We start from the raw sequence: 20,151 nt of genomic DNA, 5'->3' as shown, positions 1-20,151 counted from the left end.
TCCAGCAAGCGAAAAGTAGACATAGCAGATGTCCTTGTAGGCCTCCACAGGAAGCCCCCTGCCGACGGTCACCCAACAGCGGTCAGTGATCGTATGGTATTCAGACTGTGTTACCAGTGTGAGGCGGGATCGTTCAACATCACGCATCGGCATCGAGCAACTATAGCGTGGGCATCAGACATCCAATATATCCGACTCTTCGCATCCTTGTAGAGTTTTTCGGTCTGCGGGCACACCTTGGTAAGCAACGTCTTCAGATCCGTATCATCCTCCGCCTGCATTTCCTCCTCGGGGTTCTCTGCTCCGATCCACACGACCTTATCGCCTTCGTGAATCCGGTCGATCAGATCGCAGACGGCCAGATAGTTCATATCCTTGCCGTCCCACACGATCATCTTCGCGTAGTAGTTGGTCTTGTAACGGATATATCCTTCGGGGAAGATTCCGGGAGGCCAGCCGTATCGTAATGGCCTGCGAGACGTCGTATTGGTTGGCGATGAAGTTGTAGTCGTGTGCCACGATGTAGCTCCGCTCTCCAATATATTAAAATATATTAAATATAGTGCACCATAGAGGCGAGAATCGAGGTAAAGGCATCGAGTATGTAGCTGAATTCAAGTGTCGAGGCATCGAAGTCCGGGTTCTGTTCCCGGACGAAGGCTTCGGCAAGAGTCCGAAACTCTTCTCAGCGCGAAATTGGGAACAACACCTCTCCGGCGAACGGCTTCATCTCCTTTGGGGCCGGAACGGAATTGGCCTGCGAAAGATTGATGGCTACGGGCTTCCGTCCTTCAGGATTTAACCGCAGTTCGGAGATTCCCGGCAACGGCGAGGAATCGATGTAATCCACCACCTCGACCGTCGCCGAAGCCGACTTGAGCCCCGTTGCCGAAGCCGTAATGGTCACCGTGCCGGTCTCTCCGGTCACCCGGATCAGGTTGATCACCGGAGCGTCGATATACATCGTACCCTCGTACTCCTCGAGCTTGTTCCGATCGCTGATGTAGACATCGGGGCCGACGAGTGTCGCAGGACCTTCAACGTGGGACTTCAACGTATGTTGGCTCCATAGACATGCACACAGTCCTTGTCGACAATGTCCACCTTGAACTCGACGATGTTGTCGGACGTGGACATCATCCGGTCTGCCGAAACCCGGATCGCCAGCGCCACAGGCTCCCCGGCCATCACGACACGGTCTTTCACCAACGTACCGTTGCGATGCGTTGTCACAGCCTCGATGACACCCCATTCGATCGGCACATCCGGAAATTCCACACAGAAATCATCGTCCACATTTGGGCGCTTCTACTTGATATTGCAATCGTTACCGCACAGTTCATCCTTCGCTCTATTCAAATCCACGATGACCAAGAAGTATCTGTTGGGAATCTTGTGCAACGACTACAACCGCAATGCATCCCGGTACGGTCCACGATAGGGTCGTTCCCCAATCCGGTGGTTCTGCAAATATTCGGATGGCGGCTTCATCATGTGGAAACCATGTATTCGTGGAAAAACCGTTCTTGGACGATTGAGACACAAGCTACAGCCATCGAAGAAGAGATACGACAGAACTCAGATATCAAGGAAAACGAATTAAAAGAGCCACAAGCAAAAGAGTTGTTGTCTATTGCCCCAATACTTCGGTTAAATCGATTCCTTGTGAGCTGTTTTTAGTCCCGGATTCTTCCGAGCCCGTCGAAACAGGGCCCGACGCACAGATACGTCCTTATTAGATTGCAGAGTTGGAATAAACGTCGGTAACATCGGATGATTTTACACAAAGTTATTATAACTCACATGTGATGGATAAATACGGGCTGTTATAAAAAAGCCCCTATCAGTCGAGCGTTGGATTGTAAACGAGTACTGAAATCCTTTGCTATCACTCGTATTTGCGGCTCATATAGATTATCTTTTGAAACAAATAAACTATCGAACTACGAGAAAAGAATCTCTCTTCTATTGGAACGAAGATCTGCATCTGGGATCAAAAAATCTTTAACTAATCTTTAGGAAAAACCACGCAAAAAAAACATTCCGGGGAAAGGTAACGTTTTTGTTTCAGACGTTTTCGGGTGTGATGCAAGGAGCGGATCGGGACGGAGTCAAGCTCGGATAACAACGGCCCGCAACCTTGAAGGTTGCGGGCCTTCTTTTTCGTAAAAGACTCCTCTACCCCATCTTCACTAGCTGTTTTTGTTCGGGTCGGAAAGGCGGATTGAAGAACACTGACGGAGCTGTTCATGGAATGGTGGTTCGTCCGTATGCGGATCAGTTTCCTCCGGAGACCACGATGAGCGCCAATCCCACAATGAACAGCACGAACATTCCAGTGAGGAGCCGATGAACCTTGGGGCCGGTACCGCTGAACTCCTTCCAGACAAATACGCCCCACAATGCTGCAATCATGGGTGCTCCCTGTCCCAATGCATAAGAGACAGCAACTCCAGCCTTCCCTGCCGCAATATAGCTGAACAATGTTCCCAGAGCCCAGATACATCCGCCCAAGATTCCGACCAGATGGGTGAAGAAACTGCCCCGGAAATAACTTCCATAAGCGACCGGCTCTCCGGAGAACGGATATTTCATCACCAGTGTATTGAATACTAAATTGCTCAGGAAAACACCGACGGAGAAGAGGACAAAGGCACTGTACGGAGTTGCCAATCCGGCTTTCGGTGCCGCGAAGTTCGTCAGATCCATAGCATCTGCCACGAACCGATAGAAAAACGACATCAAAATACCGGCCAACAGTGCCAAAATCAAACCTTTGCTTTTTGAGCGGTGATCGGTGCTGCCGTCCTGGTTGTGTTTTGAGGCAATGCCATTGCAGACGATGGCCAGAACGACGAGAAGAACACCCGCAAACAGGAATACGGGATCACCTTTCGGGGCTCCGAAGTAATTGACGATAACCCCCAGCACCAGTGCGATTCCCACACCCAGCGGGAAGGCCACGGCCATGCCAGCCAGAGACACGGATGCCGAAAGTAGGATGTTTGAGGCGTTGAAAATCACACCGCCCAGGATGGCACTGCCCATTTTCCCGGGAGCGATCTGTCCGATATCTGCCAGGAAACTGCGTCCTTCCGTTCCGATACTGCCTAGTGTAAAAGCCGCAAGGAGTGAAAAAAACAACATTCCGATCGTGTAATCCCAATAGTAAAGCTCATAGCGCCAGGTATTGGCTGCCAGTTTCTGCGTATTTCCCCAGGATCCCCAGCACAACATCGTCACAATGCAAAACACGACAGCCAGCGGATAACTTTCTACGATAAACATATCTATTCGGTTTTAATTCATTTTAGATCGATTTTCCCGCGCAAACCTCGATCAGACGGGTTGTTGCCGCCGGGATCTGCTCTTCGGAAAGGGTCAGATAACGATGACGCCCCTCAGGATCCGGAGTAAAGCGGCTGTATCCCTCCTCGGAGATGGTGATCCGCCCGGATTCGGACGTACCAAAGGGACTTTGCTCCGGTTCGATCGCATACAATACTGCCGTCAGATCCCAGGTTTCCCGGTTATATGGCATGGGTAGATAAGTCTTGTATGAAATACACAACGGAGCGGCTTCCCCTCCGAAATCCCGAAGGACGCTCTCTGCCGGATAATGAATGCGGGCCCCGACCTCCGAACCGCTTGCGATCAACGGTGTCGGCCATTCCGAGAAGAGGATCCGGGAGGCGTTCAGATCTTGCAGAATATTCCATTCCGGATTGTTGAAGGTGGCGTCATTGTAGGTGCCGCCCATCAGCGAAAGCAATTTCACCTTCCGGGCAACCAGTTCCTGCCCGGTCATTGGAGAGATCTCGTCGCCTGGCGACTGCAAAAGCCGCGCGACGTTCGTATAGGGCCCCACCGCGATGAACACCACTGAAGCATCTTCAGCCTCGGCCAGCAACCGTCGATAGAGTTTGTACCCCTCGGGGATACTGTCCGCAAATCTCCGTGCCGGCACAAGAACCGGATTTCCGGAGATGAGCGTGTCGAGCGTCCGGTCGATGTAGTTCCCGGCTTCCGGATAGGGATTGACCCCTTCATAAACATACCCCAGCGGGATGTTGGGTTCGCCATTGTAACGGCAATAGGCATCTATGTATTCTATCGAACGGGGATACATCTTTCCGATTCCGATACCCCGAAGTTCTATCTTGCCGGCCTTGTGGTAATTCAACAGCATTTGCAGGGCCAGAACATCATCGATGTCGTTTCCCGGATCCGTGTCAAAGATTACGGGAACAGGAGCCGGACGTTGCGGCTGGTCGGAACAGCCCGTCAATGCAAACGACAGGCTGATCAACAGAAACAATACGATCGATTTCATGTTTTTTCTGTTTGAGCTCTTTCCGGATGGAGAATCTTCATCCGGAAAGAGCGTTTTTAACTGTTTATTATTCTACCTGCGGCATGTCCTCTACCGCAATCATCTTGAACTCGTAATACTTGTCGCCCAAAGCTTGGTAGTTCACGAAATCCGGGCGTCCGTCCGCACCGCAGCAGTAGAACGAATAGACACCAATGCGGGTTCCATTGTCGGTCACGGTCAGACAACTGCTCATCAGATCGGGCGATGGATTGGGATGGCTGTCCCACAAGGCAAAGAAGTGTACGAAACGGACATCTCCGGTGCTGTTCACATCCATGAACCATCCATCCCACGGATCGGCGCCCATTGCCCCCGTTACCGGATCCACCGGATTGTTGGGCCAGGCCATTCCGGTCCATTGCAGGACGCTGTGTGTGGCGACATTATAGAAATTATAATACTCCAGGGTCGGAACCGGTCCATAGCCGAAATGATACCCGTTGCGGAATATTTGTTTTTCGCTTCCGTCCCAGGTTTCGACCTTATAGGGAGCCGTCGTATTCTCGACGTCGGCTGCTACGACTTTGTTCAGGTCATCCTTCAGGCAAATGACATAATCCTTGCCCTCCCGCCATTTGAAGCGGTTCCCATAATCACTCATGACGGCCGTCAACGTAAACTGGGTGGTGTAGGTTCCTTCCGCATAGGTCAGCGTATGCTTGATGAGTTTGGTACCGGGCGTTGCCACGGAATAGTCCAACTGGTCCGTGGTCGAGATCTCTTTGCCGTCGACCGTCCACGATTGGGTTCCCGTAATATTATCGTCGAGTTTGGCCGTAATACGGACCATTTCGCCGATACTGCGTTCAAAGGAGCGTTGATCGGTCGAGAAGGTAATTCCCGGATTGGTACCCTGGGATACAATGACCGTAAAGCTGTGCCGATCGGCTCCGTATCCGTTCAGGGCGGAATAGACCACCTCGAACGTTCCCGCTTCCGGGAATGAATATTCCAGACGGGCCTCTTTTCCGATGACCACATCGCCGATCCGCCATTCATGTTGGACGTTGTATCCTTGGGTAACGGTGGCTTCGAGGACGAACAGGGCTCCTGTCTTCGCCTCAAACGTGGTTTGGTCCGACGAAAGGACGGCCTTGGGCGGGATGGTGTGCCCCGGGATATCGAGATCATCTTTTTCCGAACATGCGGCCGTCGACAGCAGCAGGCAGAGAACAAACACCTTCGGGATAAACTGTTGAAACGTTTTCATAGGTTAGGTTCATTAAAAATTTCGATTCTTGACTAAAAACTCTTCTACTTCGCTCCGGTTCGGGATGGAGGGTTGCGCCCCGCGTCGCATCACGCTGAGGGCCGACGCGGCACTGGCGAAACGTAAGGTTTCGGCGGTAATTTCGGCTCCATGGGCCTCTACGGCCAATGCTCCGCAGAAAACATCTCCTGCGGCGGTCGTATCTACGGTCTCTACCCGGAATGCCGGGATGGTCAGACTCCCGGATGCCCGATACAAGTAACAGCCCTGGCGACCCAGAGTTATGACGATTTGCCGGGCCCCGGCCTGATGTAGACGTTCGGCGACTTTTTCCAGCGGATATTCATCTAGAGAGAGTCCACTGACCAACGAGGCTTCGGAGCGATTTACGACCAGGATGTCAATGGCCGACATCAGATCCGAATCGATCCGGCAGGCCGGTGCAGGGTTCAGCAAAACGGGAACGCCCCTACGTTGAGCCGCAAAGGCGGCTTCCCGAATCGTCGCATAGGGAATTTCGGCCTGCAACACCAGCATTCCAGCGCCCAAGAGAACAGATTCCCGTGATTTGAGAACCTCGGGGGTCAACGAATAATTGGCACCCGGAGCTACAGCGATGGAGTTTTCGCCGCTTTGATCGACTAGAATCAGAGCAGTTCCGGTTGCCTTATCCGGATCAGTAAAGATATGTGAGACATCGATTTCTTCCGATGCGAAATGCTCCAGCATGGCACGGCCCGAGAGGTCGTCACCCAAGGCCGCCACCAGGACGACGTCTCCTCCCAACCGGGCTGCGGCTACGGCCTGATTGGCTCCCTTGCCGCCAAAGGCCTGCATGAAACGTGCACCTCCAACGGTTTCTCCGGGCCGCGGCATCCGCTCAACGACCGAAATCAGATCCATATTGGAACTTCCGATGACAACTGTTTTCATGACTTTGTATTTTTGAGTTCGAATTCATATTCTCCCGGCCACAGCAACTGCGGTTTTTGTCCCGGCAAGCGCAATGTTGCGCGCGTATTGGGCGGAATCCGGAAGCGATACACCGTTTTCTGTCTGCCCACCCGCCATTCCGATTCGATTGTTCCGCAGATCGATCGATACGAGCCTTTCATCCACCCGATCCGGGAATCTGGGTGCGGGGCGAGGACGATATGCCGAAAGCCCGGACTGGCAGTCTCGATTCCAAGCGCATAGCGGAAGAGCCATTCGGCGACGGATCCGAACGCATAATGGCTGAACGAGTTCATGCGAGCGTTGTTCTCTCCGGACCTGCCACCGAATCCATACTCCCGAGTGTAGCTGTCCCATCGTTCCCAGATCGATGTGGCGCCGTTGAGGATCGAATAGCCCCATCCCGGATAATCGGGCTGCAGTAGCAGGCCGTAGGCCAGTTCGTCATAGCCGTACTGAGAGAGGACCATCATGACGTGTTTGGTTCCCAGGAATCCCGTAGTGAAGCGTCCTCCGTTTCGGACGATCATGTCTGCCAAACGGTCCGCAGCGGCCTGAGCCAGAGCCGTCGGATAGAGCCCGAAATAGAGAGCCAGAGCGTAAGCTGTCTGGCAGTCGTTTCCGCGTAGCGTTCCGTCGGGCGCGATATACCGCTTGGCAAAGGCGTTCCGGATACGGGCTGCCAGCGAGGCGTAATGGACCGAATCCTGACGGGCGCCGAGGGCGCCGGCCATCTGCGACATCAAATCGGCATCATACGCATAATAGGCATTGGCGATGAAGTCATCCGAGGCGGTTTTCCCTACGGCCAGCCAATCTCCGAACGTCGGAATTGGCGGTTGCAGGTCTTCCGAAGCGCTTTGCTCGTAAAACGAAAGGAAGTGTTTCATTCCGGGATACATCCGCCGCAGGATTCGACAGTCACCATAGACCTGCCAGAGTGTCCACGGGACGATGACTCCCGCGTCCATCCACCCGGGGGCATACTCCATCGCGATGGCATACGGATACGGCGCATAGCTTGGATAGGCGCCATAGCTGCGTTGAGCATCATCCAGATCGACCAGCCACTTCGAAAGAAACGATTGGACATCAGAGTGGTACGTGGAAGAGCGGGCATAGATCTGAATGTCTCCGGTCCAGCCCAGGCGTTCATCCCGTTGGGGGCAATCGGTCGGAATCTCAAAGAAATTCGCCCGTTGAGTGGTCGAGATGTTGGCCCAAAGCCGGTTCACGAGTTCATTCCCACAGGAAAACTGTCCAGCCTCCTGAAACGACGAAGTCAGGACGATTCCGGTGAGGGTCCGTTCATCCGGTTCATACCCCAGACCCGAGAGCTCTACGTACCGGAACCCATGATACGTCATGCGGGGCATCCACGACTGGGAGCCGTTGCGCAGCGTGTAGTAATCTGTAGCGCGAGCGTATCGGAGATTTTCGGTCATCAGGCTTCCGTCCGCATTAAGCATCTCTCCGTAGCGGAGTTTTACGGTTCTGCCCGCTTCTCCGTGCACCTGCAAGGCAACGGTTCCGGCAAAATTCCGTCCTAAATCGAAGATCCAGGCATCGGGGCCCGTCCGCTGAATCGACACCGGGGTCAGGCGTTCGATTTCACGTACTGGGTCGGTCGGTGCGGCCATCAATGCCCCGTCGGGATTCATCGCCACGGAGGCGGGGGCCCAGGACTTCGCCTCGAATCCCGGGGAATCCCATCCCGGTTGTTCGAGACGTGCATCATAGACCTCACCCATGAGCAGATCAGCCTGACGGATCGGGCCTTCCGCCGCCTTCCAGTCCGGTCCCGAGGCCAATGCGGTACTGCTTCCGTCAACATATTCAATCTCGATCCGGCACAACAGAGCCGGATCGACTCCATAGAATTCCCTGGATCGCTCCAGGTGTTCCAGAATCCCGAATCCGACATATCCGGCATACCATCCGTCCGCGACGATGGCACCGATCGTATTCTCTCCGTTCAACACCCTGTCAGTCAGATCGTACGTGTTGTAATAGATCCGTTTCCGGTAATCAGACCATCCCGGTGTAAAGTAGTCGGCACCGATCCGTTGTCCGTTCAGATGCAGTTCATAGACGCCTTTGGCACTAGCATATGCTACGACTCGCCGGACCGGTTTATCTATCACGAAATCGCGTCGGAAGTAACGTGCCGGCGGCAGAACAAGTCCGATGCTGTCGGCCGGAGTTTCGACCCGGTGCGTAATCCACCGGGCCGGGGCCCAGTCCTGATAGGTTTGCAGCCCCATGCTCCAGCGTGCCGGAGCGCTCCAGTCGGAGCATTCGCCGTTTCCGTCCCAGATGCAGACTTTCCAGTAACACTCCTGACGGGACTGCAGCGATCGACCCTCGTAAGGGATTCCGAAGGTTGCCCCGGAAGCGACCTTTCCCGAATCCCAGAGATCTCCTACCTCCCGGTCCAGCAGTTCTGGGGAGGAGGCTACGAGAATCCGATAGGCCTGTTGCATACTCTTCGGGCCGTTTTCCGAGGCGCGCAGCTCCCAACTCAGGCGGGGCCGACACTCGCCGATTCCTTCCGGCGCGAGTCGGGATTCGCAGCGCAGGTATTCCGGAGACAGGCTTGCGGCCTGTGCCGTCATGACGCAGAGAAACAGAAATAGATTACATCCTGAAAATATTTTTGCAATCATCTTTCCCGCTATTTGATTCTTCAGAAATTTTCGGGCTGATTAACGGAACACCGCCGAATCGGCCGCTTGCACAAGATCAATCCGGGCTTGAGCCGCATTGCGGACCGGAACACCGTCAAATTGCAGGTTTTCGATAACAATTCCGCAGATACGGTGTTTCTCATCGAGGCCTTTGATCAAGGAGGAGGGCGAGGGTCCGTTTACCGACACGTTCCGGTAGACGACACCTTCGACATCACCCACTTCCGCCTCCTGGGCCCACAGCGGATCCTTGTTGATAATGGCTTCGAAGAGCATCGGGACATAATTCCCCGGATCCTTATATACCTGGTCCCGAGCCGTCTGGAATACCGGAGCCGGAGTGTGCGGATCAATATGCAATCGGACATCCTCGTAGAGGACATCGCGGATCGGAGCTCCGTCTCCGTGCAGAATGCTCATTGCCACGAACGAGGTTCGGAGGATGTCGATGTTGCGATAGACGATCTTGCAAATGTAGGGGGCGCAGGTTTCCGCTCCGATTTCCAGGGCGTGTCCCCAGTCACACCATACGGTACAATTCTCAAAAAGCACCTCTTCAACGGGAAGATGCCCGATATCCAGCGGTTCGGGTTCTCCGAGGTTCCGTTTCATCCCCTTGACGACCAGCGCATCGTCGAACGAGCGGACGAAGCAGTTTCGGATCCGGACCCGGGTGCTGTTCACGACGTCGATTCCATCCGAATTATAACGCCACTGGCCGATGATTTTCACATTGTCGACCTCTACGGAGTCGCATCCGAAGAACGTACAGCACCACATGGAGGCATCCTGCAAAACGACATCTTCGACCCGAATGTTTTTGCATCCCGAAAATCCGACGATACTGCCCGATCCCCGTTCGTAACGGCTTTGATCGATGATACCGTGTCCGGAGATTGAGATGTCCCGGGCGTTGACGGCATAGAATCCTCCGGAGACGACGGCTCCCGGAGCCAGATAGACACGGTCCCCGCTCTCCAGCCGGACGATTCCCGCATCGTGGAATCCCGGGCCGTAGTAATGCACTCCCGGCTCCTCGGGATCCGGTGTATTCTTCAAGGCCTGGTTTGCAAAGAGATGCAAGGCGCGGCGCACGCCGTCGACTTCGACGACGACATTGCGGGGCGTCTCCATCGTGAATCGGATCCGGCGTCCGGATACGAGGGGTTCGATTCCGGCCGATTCCGGGACGACCCGGGCCTGCCGGATTTCATGATCTGCAACAATCTCCACCTGGGCCGGTCCCTGCTGTGGCATCTCCCAGATAGCAAAATAGGCGGTATCGGTCTGCTCCAGGGGACGTTGATACCCGGGCCATACCTGGTTGATCGGCACCCCCGAAACCCGGCAGTCGTAAATTTTCACACTGCGACCGTTCACCTCCAGGCGATAGGTGTCAGTTTGTCGGGTTCCGCAAGATGCCAGCAAGACGGCCAGCAAGACGGTTTCGATACAACGAATCACTTTCATAGGCTATCCGGTTTATCGAAACTCCACATTCTCGACATATTCCCCGATGGAGAGGTGGGCCGATGCGGCATCCGTGGCCTTTGAACCGTCGAGTTCAAGGTTGTCGATCTCGATGTCCTTAATGCGGTACACACTCGAATAGCCTGCAAAGTCCGAGGTCGGCACCTGATTCCCGTGGACCGTAATATTCCGATAGGTCACGTGGTCGACCGTTCCCAGGGTTTTGTCATCCAGCCAGCCGTTCGGTGCGATCGAGATACTCATCAGTCGAGGGACATAACCTCGGTTCGGATCCGTATAGGTCTGGCCGCGTTCGGTTTGGAACACGGGCTCCGGGGTATGGTCGTCGATTCCAGCGTCGATATTCTCGAACGTCACGTCGCTGATTGCGGCTTTGTTGCCATGCAGGATATCCATGAAGACATCCGACGTACGAATGACGTCAATATCACGAAATACGACATTCCGGATCGTCGGTGCATAGGTTTCCGCTCCGATAACCATTGCGCGTCCCCAGTCGCACCATAGAACGCACCGTTCAAAGGTGACATTCTCGACGTTCTGGTCTCCGATGAAGACTATTTCGGGTTCACCGTTGTTCTGCAACATGCCTTTCACGGCCAGGGCGTCGTCGAATGAACGGACGAAGCAGTCCGAAACCTGAATGTTCGAGCAGTTTGCGACATCGATTCCGTCGGCATTGTAGCGCCACTGTCCGACGATCTTGACGTTGTTGATGTTGACATCGGTACACCCAAAAAGGGAGCAGCACCACATGGGAGCATCCCGCAGCACGATGCCTTCGATCTCGATACTGCTGCAGCCCGAGAATCCCAGACCCGAACCCATTCCGCGGTCGAGCTGGCTACCGTCGATGGTTCCGCGTCCCCAAATGCGGATATCGGAAGCGTTGACGGCGTAAAAACTCCCGAATACGACTGCATCCGGAGCCAGGTAGACTCGAGCACCGGACTGCAGTTTGATGCGTCCGGGGCGATGTATACCCGGTCCGTAATAGTAGGTGACGGAACCCTCGGCCGGAATATCCGTCTGCGGTGCGCACGCGAAAAGGTGGAGCGCATGGTGGGTTCCGTTGACCTCCAGGGTAAGATTCCGGGGAGTGAGGCCTGTCAGGGTGAACGATACGTTCTGCCCGTCGACCCGTGGTTGGATTCCCTCCCAGGAGGGATTTATCTGAACCGAGGCGATGGGTTGCTTGACGGTTATGACCACCTCGGAGTTGCCCGTTTCCGGCAGATCCCACTGGGCCATATAGGCCAGTTCAGTCTGATCGATGGGGCGCTGGTACCCATCCCAGATCTGATTGAACGGAACGGCCGAAACGCGGCAGGTATATGCCCGGACCTCTTCGCCGTTCACATATACCTTGTATCCGGTTCCCTCGTAGCGGTCTTTGTCCGGGCCCGGCGTCGAATCCTTCTCGCAACCCGAACTCAGGAAGGCAAAGATCAGGAGTGCCGGTAACTTCCAAAATTTATAGCTGTTGATCGAGAACATACGCTTGCAAACTTGTTTGTTGATTATTACTGTCATTTCCTACGGAATCAATACCCCGGATTCTGTCCGTGAACGAATTCACCGGTATTCTGCTCCTGCCACTTGGGATTGAGATCGATCCATCCCTGATCCATCGGGAACAGATAGTTCTTCGACGCATCGAATTTCATGGAGTGTACGGTCTTCTCCACGTACGCACCGTTCTCATAGCTGATACCCCGCACCGGCAGGTTGAGCAGCCGTTCGGCTTCCCGCCAGCGGATTAGATCCCAATAGCGTTTACCTTCGAAGGCCAGTTCGATCCGACGTTCCGTACGCACGATGGTCCTCAATTCGTCCTGCGAGAAGGTTGTTTTGCCGTATGTCTCCTCCAGGGAGGGCAGTTCACCTCGATTGCGCACCCGGTCGATCGCCTCCAGGACGGAGGCATCGATTTCGTTCAGTTCGATTTTGGCTTCCGCGTAGCTCAGCAGGACTTCGGCATAGCGGAAAAAGAAGAAATTATATCCTTCCTGCCCGAGATTCAACGGCTCGGCAATCCCCTTGCACCGGAAATATCCCGTATAGAAGTTCGATGCAGGGTCGTACAGGTCCTGCGCCTCATATACCTTTCCGGAGAACGTACACTTGTGGTAAATGATCGATTCGTAGAAGCGTTTTTCCCGGCCTTCATAGGGGTTCTGCGGATCGAACGAAGGATCTTCGCTGATCGGGAGTCCCGATTCAGCCATGCGGTACTCTTCGACCAGATTCTGGGTTGGCTGCATGAATCCCCATCCGTTGTATGCACCGATCGGGCCGAACAGCATCGAGCGTTGCGAGATTTTGTTTCCGGGGACATGCTGATAGGCAAAAATCGACTCCTCGCAATTGTTCGCCTGCTCGGTAAAAAGAGCACCATATCCACCCTGATAAAGGTCGTATACGTTCAATTTCATCACCTCCAGATTCGTTGCGGCGGCCAGATCATAGTGTCCGGCAAAGAGTTCGCACCACCCTTTCAGGGTCAGGGCAGCTCCGCGCGTGGCGTGTCCGGCCCCCACCTCATTGGGGAGATCCAGTGCACATTCGGCCAATTCTTTCGTGATGAATTCGAACGTCTTCTCGAAGGTCGAACGCGGATAGAAGATATCATCCCCCTGCGTATTGCGATCCAGAGGTATGGTGATGATCGGAAGTCCGCCATAGGCCATCCAGGCCAGATGATAGAAATACGCCCGGAGGAAACGAGCCTCCGCCTTTCTTTTTATCAGCCACTCTTCGGGATAATTCTCCCGGTGGTCTTCGATCTGTTTGATGAAGACGTTGCATTTGCGGATATTGGCCATCATTCGCGGATAATAGAAAGGGATGCTGGGATATCCGTGTGCATAGAGGAAGCTGGTATTGTTGGGCCCGTAATCCCGGGCTATGCCGATGTTCCAACTGACACACCAGTCGTAACGGGCTACGGCATTGTCGCCGAACATTTCGAACGAGTCGTATCCGAATCCGTCAGAGTTGAGGGTCTCTTGATCCGGGAGGTTGTTGTATATGTCGCTCAAGAAAAGATCGCCACCCGAGGAGTCGGAAAATACGACTTCGGAATCCAACTGTTCCTGAGACACGACCGTCAGGAAATCCTCTCCGCAAGAAGTCGTCAGTACCGTGACGGACAGCAGTGATAAACCGATCAGGAATATATTCGTTTTCATTTGCTCCTGTATTTTCATGTTAGAATGTAATATTCAGGCCGATGCTGACGATCTTGCGCTGGGGGCTGTACCATCCGCGCGTATTGGCATCCGAACCGACCTGGCCCATTTCGGGATCATAGAACTCTTTCAGGTCGCTGATCGTCCAGAGGTTCTGCCCCGACAAATAGATTCGCAGGGACTGCAGCGGCAGTTTCGGGTACAGAGTCCGGGAGAAGGTGTATCCCAGTTCGACATTTTTCAGACGCAAATAGTTTCCGCTTCGCCGGAACCAGTCGTTGTTTCCGCGCCGGAAGTTGTTGCTGTTTCCACCGCCCGTACCATAAAGACGGGGATAGACGGCATCGGTATTCTGGGGAGTCCAATAATCCTTGGCGGCCTGGGGCGGATTCTCGCCTCCGGCGAAGGGGAATGCCAGACCTCCGTCGATAAAGGTCGTACTTTGTCCGGCCCCCTGGAAGAGCATGCTGAGATCCACCCCCCGGAAGAGGGCCTTGATCGAGAAACCGTAGATGATCTGCGGCAGTTGGGGATATCCCAGGGCGGTTTCATCGGCACCGTCGACAATACCGTCTCCGTTCAAATCGGCCCATTTGATATCACCCGGGGCGACATCGGAGAATGTGGGCTGCGGAAGATCCGGCCACAGATTTCCGTACTCGTCAAAGTCATACTCCTGATAGAGACGTTCGGCCTTCAATCCGAACGGCGTATTGAGTGGGCGTCCCGTGCGGGCACGTAGAGGATTGTCGCGGGTCAGAGGATTTTCGAAGATCTGAATGATCTTGTTGCGTGCATACGTGAAATTGAAATTGCCTTCCAGGTGCAATCCCGAGGGGAAGGAATAGTTTCCGCCGAGGGTAAACTCGATACCGCGGTTCTCCATCACGCCAGCATTCTCCTGCGCGATGCCGATGCCGTATTCGATCGGCACGACGGTCTGCGGACTTACCAGCATGTTGTTTCGTCGTTCGTAGAAATAATCCGCCTCCAGGGTCAGGCGGTTGTTCCACAGTCCGAGGTCGAGTCCGACATTCGTTTTCTGGGCCTTTTCCCAGGTAATGTTCACATTGGGTTCGAGGCTCTCGGCTACTCCCTGATAAAGATATCCGTCGAAGACGTAGGCTCCTCCGTAGACGTTCATGGCCGAGGAGTACTGGAAGGGAGCTCCGGCCAGATTTCCGGATTCGCCCCAGGATGCCCGGAGTTTCAGGTTGGTGAGCCAAGCGAGTCGGTTTTTAACGAAAGGCTCTTCGCTAATGCGCCAGCCCACGGAGACCGACGGGAAGAATCCGAATTTCTTGCCTTTGGCAAAGTAGTAGTTTCCGTCATAGCGTCCCGATGTTTCCAGCAGGTACTTGTGGTCGTACTCATAGGAGAGCCGGTAGACATATCCGATTTGAGTGGCTTTCGAGGATCCACCGCCGTTGCTCCAGTTCGAAGAGTTTGAGTTTCCCATGCTCAATTCCGGGATGTTGAGGTCAAAATTCGTTCGGGAGGCATTCATGTGCCGGGTATCAACCTGCCGGGCCTCGATAACGGCCAATGCCGACAGCGAGTGTTTTCCGGCAAAAGTGTTTGCGTAGGTCAACATTCCCTGGAAGGTGTATGCTTTCGAATCGGATTGTGATTCGGCAAGGCTGGGTTTTTCGGTAGATTCCACAGGGGTGTAGACATAGGGCAGGATATCCGTATTGATCGTATAGTAGGTCATTTCGGGTTCGTGCCAGGTTTTCTGGAACACGCTTGTCGGGTCGTAGCTGAAAACGCCCTTGATTTTCAGTCCGGGGATGAAGGGCAGTTCCTGTTCGACGGACAACTGCGTGAAGATGTTGGTATCTTCGTAGAGTCGTTCGCCGGTTTGGGTCATGCCATAGGGGTTTTTCCCGTTGGATGCGCCCATGAGTCCGTTCGTATACCAGAATGCATCGACCGGCTTGTACTGCAAGACATACGACATGATCGTCGATTCGGTTGCCTCCGGAGCCTTGATGCGTCGGAAGTTTCCGTTGAACGAGAGTTTAACCGTTGTCGTACGAGTTGCTTTCGCCTCCAAATTGAGCAACATGTTGTACTTGTTCATGTGTGACGTCTGCCACATTCCGGCCTGATGTAGATATCCGAGTCCCATGTAGTATTTCACAACATCCGTACCTCCGGAGAGTCCGACATTATGGCTCGTGATGACCGCATTTTCGTGATAAATTTCCTCCCAGGCGTTGCTATCCGGATACCGGTCGTAATCGGCATCCGGGGCTCGGCGGATGGTTTTCAGGTAACCTTCGGGATTGGGATAGGGCAACGATGCATTCGGATCCGAGTTCTGCACGGCTTCGTTCATCATCCGGGCGTAATCGTACGCATTCAGCAACTGAGGAACGACGGTTGGATTCTGGAATCCGGTATATCCGTTGTAAGTGAGTGTCGGACGAGATTTCGATCCGCTTTTCGTCGTTATCAGGATGACACCGTTGGCACCCGCCATACCATAGGGGGCAACGGCAGCCGCATCTTTCAGGATGGAGATCGATTCGATGACGTTGGCGTCGAGCATACTCAGATCGCCGCGCTGCACGCCGTCCACGATAATCAGCGGAGCGCTGTTTCCGAAGGTCGAGATACCCCGGATGTAAATTTCAGTTTTGTCCACCCCAACTTCGCCGGAACTTTGGGCCGTAATGAGCCCCGCCATCTGTCCGACCAGTGCCGAGCTGACATCGGCGACCGGTTTGGAGTAGATTTTGTCATTCTTGATCACCCCGACGGAGGCGGTCAGCGAGGTTTTTTTCTGGGAACTGTAACTGACCACGACCTCCTCGATTGCATTCGAATCGCTGTCCATCGTCACGTTGATCCGCGTGCGGTTTCCGATTGGAATCTCCTGAGTCTGCATTCCCACGAACGAGAAGACCAGTACGGCATCACGGGAGAGATTTTCCAGGCGGTATTCTCCTTTTTCGTTCGTGACAGTTCCGATGTTTTTCCCCTTGACGATCACCGTGGCGCCGATCAGGGGCCCGGAGGAATCGGCGACACGACCCGAGACCATAAGAGCCGAGGCGTGGGATTCGGATTTCCGCGTGATGACGATGTAATTGCCTTTGATCCGATAGGTCAGATTGGTTCCGGCGAGAGCGCGGTCAAGAACGTTTTCGACGGAGTCATTCTGGGCCGCAAGGTCCATTTTGAGATCGGGGAGGATCGATTCGTCATAAGCGATCCGTTGTTTGACCTGTTGTTCGATCTGTTTGAAGATCTCCGTGAGCGGAACGGATTTCAGATCGAAAGAGATTTTCCCGGTTGCGGACTGGGCTCGGATGCCCGTTGGGGAAAATAAAATAATTGCGTATAACGCAAATACAAGCAAGCATTTGCATAATAACGATTTTTTTCTCATATTCGCAATGAATTTTAATGACGCGCAAAGTTTTTAAAGTTCATTCGGGAAAGGGGCGGTCGGACGCCTCTTTCCTTTTTTTGGAAAAGCTGTTTTATACCATAGGCTGATCTTTTTTTAGCGGTTAAACGATAGGTGGTTATTTTCTGCGTCTTATGATCAGGGTATCGGCCTGCATGGAGCATTCGGCATCCAGTGCGGTTTCGATGATGTCCATCAGATTTCCGAGACGTTCGCCTTCCATCAATCGGACGGTAAAGGTGCTGTTTCCGAATTGAGCCGGATCGTACGAGACCTTCACGCCATACCATTTTTCAATTTTCCGGGCCAGGGAGACGATATCGTCATCCGCAAAGATCAACCGGTTTTCGCACCAGGCAAGCGTTACGTCCTGATTCAGTTCCCGAAAGACGGTTTTTTCCGTATCCTTGTCCAGCGCCAGCGACTGTCCCGGCGTGAGATGATATGTTTTGCCATTTCGGGTTTTGATCCGGATGCTTCCCTCGACCAGGGATGTGACGACCGATTTCTCCTCGGAGTAGGCATTGACGTTGAATTTCGTACCCGTCACCCGAACGTCGAGATAAGGCGTGGAGACCACGAACGGTTTGCCTTTGTTTTTGCACACTTCGAAATACGCCTCTCCGTCCAGTTCCAGGCGCCGGTTCCGGCAGTCGAAATCGGATCCGTACCGGATTCGGGATCCGGCGTTTAGCAGAACCCGGCTTCCGTCGGGCAGGATCAGGCGGGCTTTTTCGCCCCACGGGGCCTCGGCGGTGTAGGTCTTGACCGGATCGAAGGCTCGGATCATCAGTATGCCCGAGACAACAAGCAGGGGGATCAGCAGAACGGCAGCCATCCGGCGATAGGTTCGGAATCCCGGGGAGTTTATAATTCGATATTTCAGGCTGCGGGAGCATTCGTACGCCTGAATTTTGCGTTGCAGTGTCCCGTAATCGAGTTCCACATCCGTTCCGGGGGTCAGTTTCCACTTTGCTTCCAGCCACATTTCGACGGTGTGCTCCCTGACGGGGGTCGAAAACAGGCTTCGGAGTTCAGAAAACTCTTCATCGGACAACTCCCGTCCGGATACGAATTTGTTTAATATTTCGAATTTATTATCCATCTTTCTGCTGCTTTACGTACTAATATACGAAACAGCCGGGGTAGTTCCGTGACAGAAAGATGAAAAAATCAGATAAAAAGGAGCAATTTCAGTTTTTTGAACTCTTCCCGGAAGAAAAGCAGGGCTCGTCGGATCTGAGTATCCACCGTATTTTCGGTGATCCGGAATTGGGATGCGATCTCCTTGTAGGACAGACCGTCGATACGGCTCATCACGAAAATTTTCCGTCGATGTTCCGGCAATTGCTTTAAAGTTCGATCGAACCATTCGCCCAATTGTCGCTCTTCAATCGACTGGTCCGTTTGTTCTGCACCGGTTTCTGTTGCAAAGATCTCTTCGTTTAGGCAGACGAGACGATTGACCCGGGCGCGCAGCCGATCGATCACCAGATTGCGGGCCGTGCGGAACAGATAGGGTTCGAAGGGCAAGGACGGATTGATATTTGTCCGGTTGATCCAGATGCGCAGGAAAATTTCGTGCACCAAGTCTTGCGCATCATATTGGCAAGGCAGGGAAGACTTTACGAAATTGTACACCTTTCCGCGATATCTATAGAACAACAATTCGAAGGCCATTTGATCCCCTCGATTCAGCCTATGCAGCAAGGTTTGTTCGTTAATTTCTGGTAGCATCGGATCGACGTTGCAAAAAATTTCCGTATTCAAAGATGCAAATTTTTCCGAAAAAATTAAAATTCGGTTTGAGCTTTTTTGCAGCCGGGAGTTTTGGCATTCTTCTGAAGAGGAGAAGAAATGTACTGAGAAAAGCCTCCCGCCATTTCGACGCGCTCGTTCCGGGGAGTCGGAATCCGACCGACGGCGGGTGTGGACTCCCCTACTCCTGCGAAAACAGCAGAAAAACAGCAAACTCAACGAACGGTCGTACAGTTTGCTCCTCAGCCGCTCTCTCAACAATTCGATCAGCCTGGCCTTCTGTTTCTTGACCGTGATCTCCGCAATCTGCAACTGACGGGCGACTTCGGCATTCCGCAGTCCCTGTTCGAAACTCAGATTGAATATCATCGGGTACTTTTCCGGCAATCCTTCGATAGCTTCGTAGAGCAGGGAAAGCGTTTCCTGTTCGATTATCCGCAGTGTACGGTCATCGTCCGCATTTTCTTGCCGGACCTGGTAATTCTGTTGTGCCAGGCCCTTCCATAAGTAGCTGCAGGTTCCGTTACGGATACAAGTGTACCGGATAACCTTCCGCTACAACGGCACATGGAATCTCCCTGCGCCGGCGATATACGTAAAAGACAGCGTCCTGCACGTAGTCTTCGAACAGAAAGGGGGAACTCTTCGTCCAACAGGTGGCTCATATAGATCAGCAGTTCGGGGTACATTCGCTCATAGAACGGGCAGATATTTCTTTCCCAGAATTCCAAGAATATGTAGTCGTATCGGGTCATCGGTTAATTTTTTTGGTGGGTAAAGTTCTGAAAAACTAGATTTAGATAATTTTATACCAAAAGGAGCCAATTGCGTCTATGTGTACGTATTAACCATCAAAATCAAGAAACCACGAAAGCACAACGAATGATTCTGGGCGGCATGCTCGCCGCCGCGATGTGCGCCGCGACAGGCTGCTCGGTGGCCACACGCCTGGAGCGTCAGCGTGCCGCGGCACACCTCTCGCAACTGACGCGCGCGGAGCGTCAGGCCCAACGGCAGGACTACCGACCGCAGGTCGTGCGGCTCCAGCGCGACAGCAACACCATCTT

The 20,151-nt window shown here is 53.6% G+C and carries 14 protein-coding genes and 1 pseudogene; 1 reads left to right on the top strand and 14 read right to left on the bottom strand.

The window, feature by feature from the left end:
- Nucleotides 1-110 precede the first annotated feature (110 nt).
- The 14 genes from B5E60_RS12510 to B5E60_RS12445 all read right to left on the bottom strand — a co-directional run bounded on the left by B5E60_RS12510 (nt 111) and on the right by B5E60_RS12445 (nt 19,495).
- A complete protein-coding gene (locus tag B5E60_RS12510) occupies nt 111-539 on the bottom strand; it encodes a hypothetical protein (RefSeq protein WP_143260762.1) in 429 nt (142 codons plus the stop codon).
- Nucleotides 540-685: 146 nt separating this feature from the next.
- Nucleotides 686-1,054: a hypothetical protein gene (locus B5E60_RS12505; protein WP_087312130.1), complete on the bottom strand. Its 369-nt coding sequence runs from the start codon at nt 1,052-1,054 to the stop codon at nt 686-688.
- Nucleotides 1,051-1,278 carry a hypothetical protein gene (locus B5E60_RS12500; RefSeq protein WP_087312128.1) on the bottom strand — a complete coding sequence of 76 codons (228 nt, stop codon included), beginning with the start codon at nt 1,276-1,278 and terminating at the stop codon, nt 1,051-1,053. Before B5E60_RS12500 ends, B5E60_RS12505 begins: the two co-directional genes overlap by 4 nt.
- A gap of 999 nt (nt 1,279-2,277) precedes the next feature.
- Complete coding sequence (locus B5E60_RS12495) at nt 2,278-3,288, bottom strand: GRP family sugar transporter (protein WP_087312126.1); 1,011 nt, start codon at nt 3,286-3,288, stop codon at nt 2,278-2,280.
- Between the two features lie 22 nt (nt 3,289-3,310).
- The gene (locus B5E60_RS12490; RefSeq protein WP_087312124.1) at nt 3,311-4,333 is read right to left on the bottom strand and encodes a nucleoside hydrolase; all 1,023 of its coding nucleotides are present in this window, start codon (nt 4,331-4,333) and stop codon (nt 3,311-3,313) included.
- 67 nt (nt 4,334-4,400) lie between these two features.
- Nucleotides 4,401-5,585, bottom strand: coding sequence for a PKD domain-containing protein (locus tag B5E60_RS12485; protein WP_087312122.1), 1,185 nt, complete (start codon nt 5,583-5,585; stop codon nt 4,401-4,403).
- Between the two features lie 12 nt (nt 5,586-5,597).
- Nucleotides 5,598-6,518, bottom strand: a complete 921-nt coding sequence (gene rbsK, locus B5E60_RS12480; protein WP_087312120.1) for a ribokinase — start codon at nt 6,516-6,518, stop codon at nt 5,598-5,600.
- Nucleotides 6,515-9,205 (bottom strand): glycoside hydrolase family 78 protein, encoded by a 2,691-nt coding sequence (locus tag B5E60_RS12475; protein WP_087312118.1) that lies wholly within the window; start codon nt 9,203-9,205, stop codon nt 6,515-6,517. The genes rbsK and B5E60_RS12475 overlap by 4 nt, the downstream gene beginning before the upstream one ends.
- 39 nt (nt 9,206-9,244) lie before the next feature.
- Nucleotides 9,245-10,696: a glycosyl hydrolase family 28 protein gene (locus B5E60_RS12470; RefSeq protein WP_087312116.1), complete on the bottom strand. Its 1,452-nt coding sequence runs from the start codon at nt 10,694-10,696 to the stop codon at nt 9,245-9,247.
- Nucleotides 10,697-10,708: 12 nt separating this feature from the next.
- Nucleotides 10,709-12,214: a glycosyl hydrolase family 28 protein gene (locus B5E60_RS12465; protein WP_162611643.1), complete on the bottom strand. Its 1,506-nt coding sequence runs from the start codon at nt 12,212-12,214 to the stop codon at nt 10,709-10,711.
- A gap of 47 nt (nt 12,215-12,261) precedes the next feature.
- On the bottom strand, nt 12,262-13,908 hold the full coding sequence (locus tag B5E60_RS12460; RefSeq protein ID WP_162611642.1) for a RagB/SusD family nutrient uptake outer membrane protein: 1,647 nt from the start codon (nt 13,906-13,908) through the stop codon (nt 12,262-12,264).
- A 19-nt stretch (nt 13,909-13,927) separates the two neighbouring features.
- On the bottom strand, nt 13,928-17,305 hold the full coding sequence (locus B5E60_RS12455; protein ID WP_087312110.1) for a TonB-dependent receptor: 3,378 nt from the start codon (nt 17,303-17,305) through the stop codon (nt 13,928-13,930).
- 139 nt (nt 17,306-17,444) lie between these two features.
- Nucleotides 17,445-18,164 (bottom strand): FecR family protein, encoded by a 720-nt coding sequence (locus B5E60_RS12450; RefSeq protein ID WP_162611641.1) that lies wholly within the window; start codon nt 18,162-18,164, stop codon nt 17,445-17,447.
- 335 nt (nt 18,165-18,499) lie between these two features.
- On the bottom strand, nt 18,500-19,495 hold the full coding sequence (locus B5E60_RS12445; RefSeq protein ID WP_262481287.1) for an RNA polymerase sigma-70 factor: 996 nt from the start codon (nt 19,493-19,495) through the stop codon (nt 18,500-18,502).
- 414 nt (nt 19,496-19,909) lie between these two features.
- Between B5E60_RS12445 and B5E60_RS12440 the strand changes: the two are divergent.
- Nucleotides 19,910-20,151, top strand: a pseudogene (locus B5E60_RS12440) (hypothetical protein); the annotation flags it as partial.

It is taken from the genome of Alistipes sp. An116 (assembly GCF_002161005.1).
GTDB classification, from domain to species: Bacteria; Bacteroidota; Bacteroidia; order Bacteroidales; family Rikenellaceae; genus Alistipes; species Alistipes megaguti.
The sequence above is the reverse complement of the archived record's forward strand: the minus strand, read 5'-3'. Positions and strand labels throughout refer to the sequence as shown.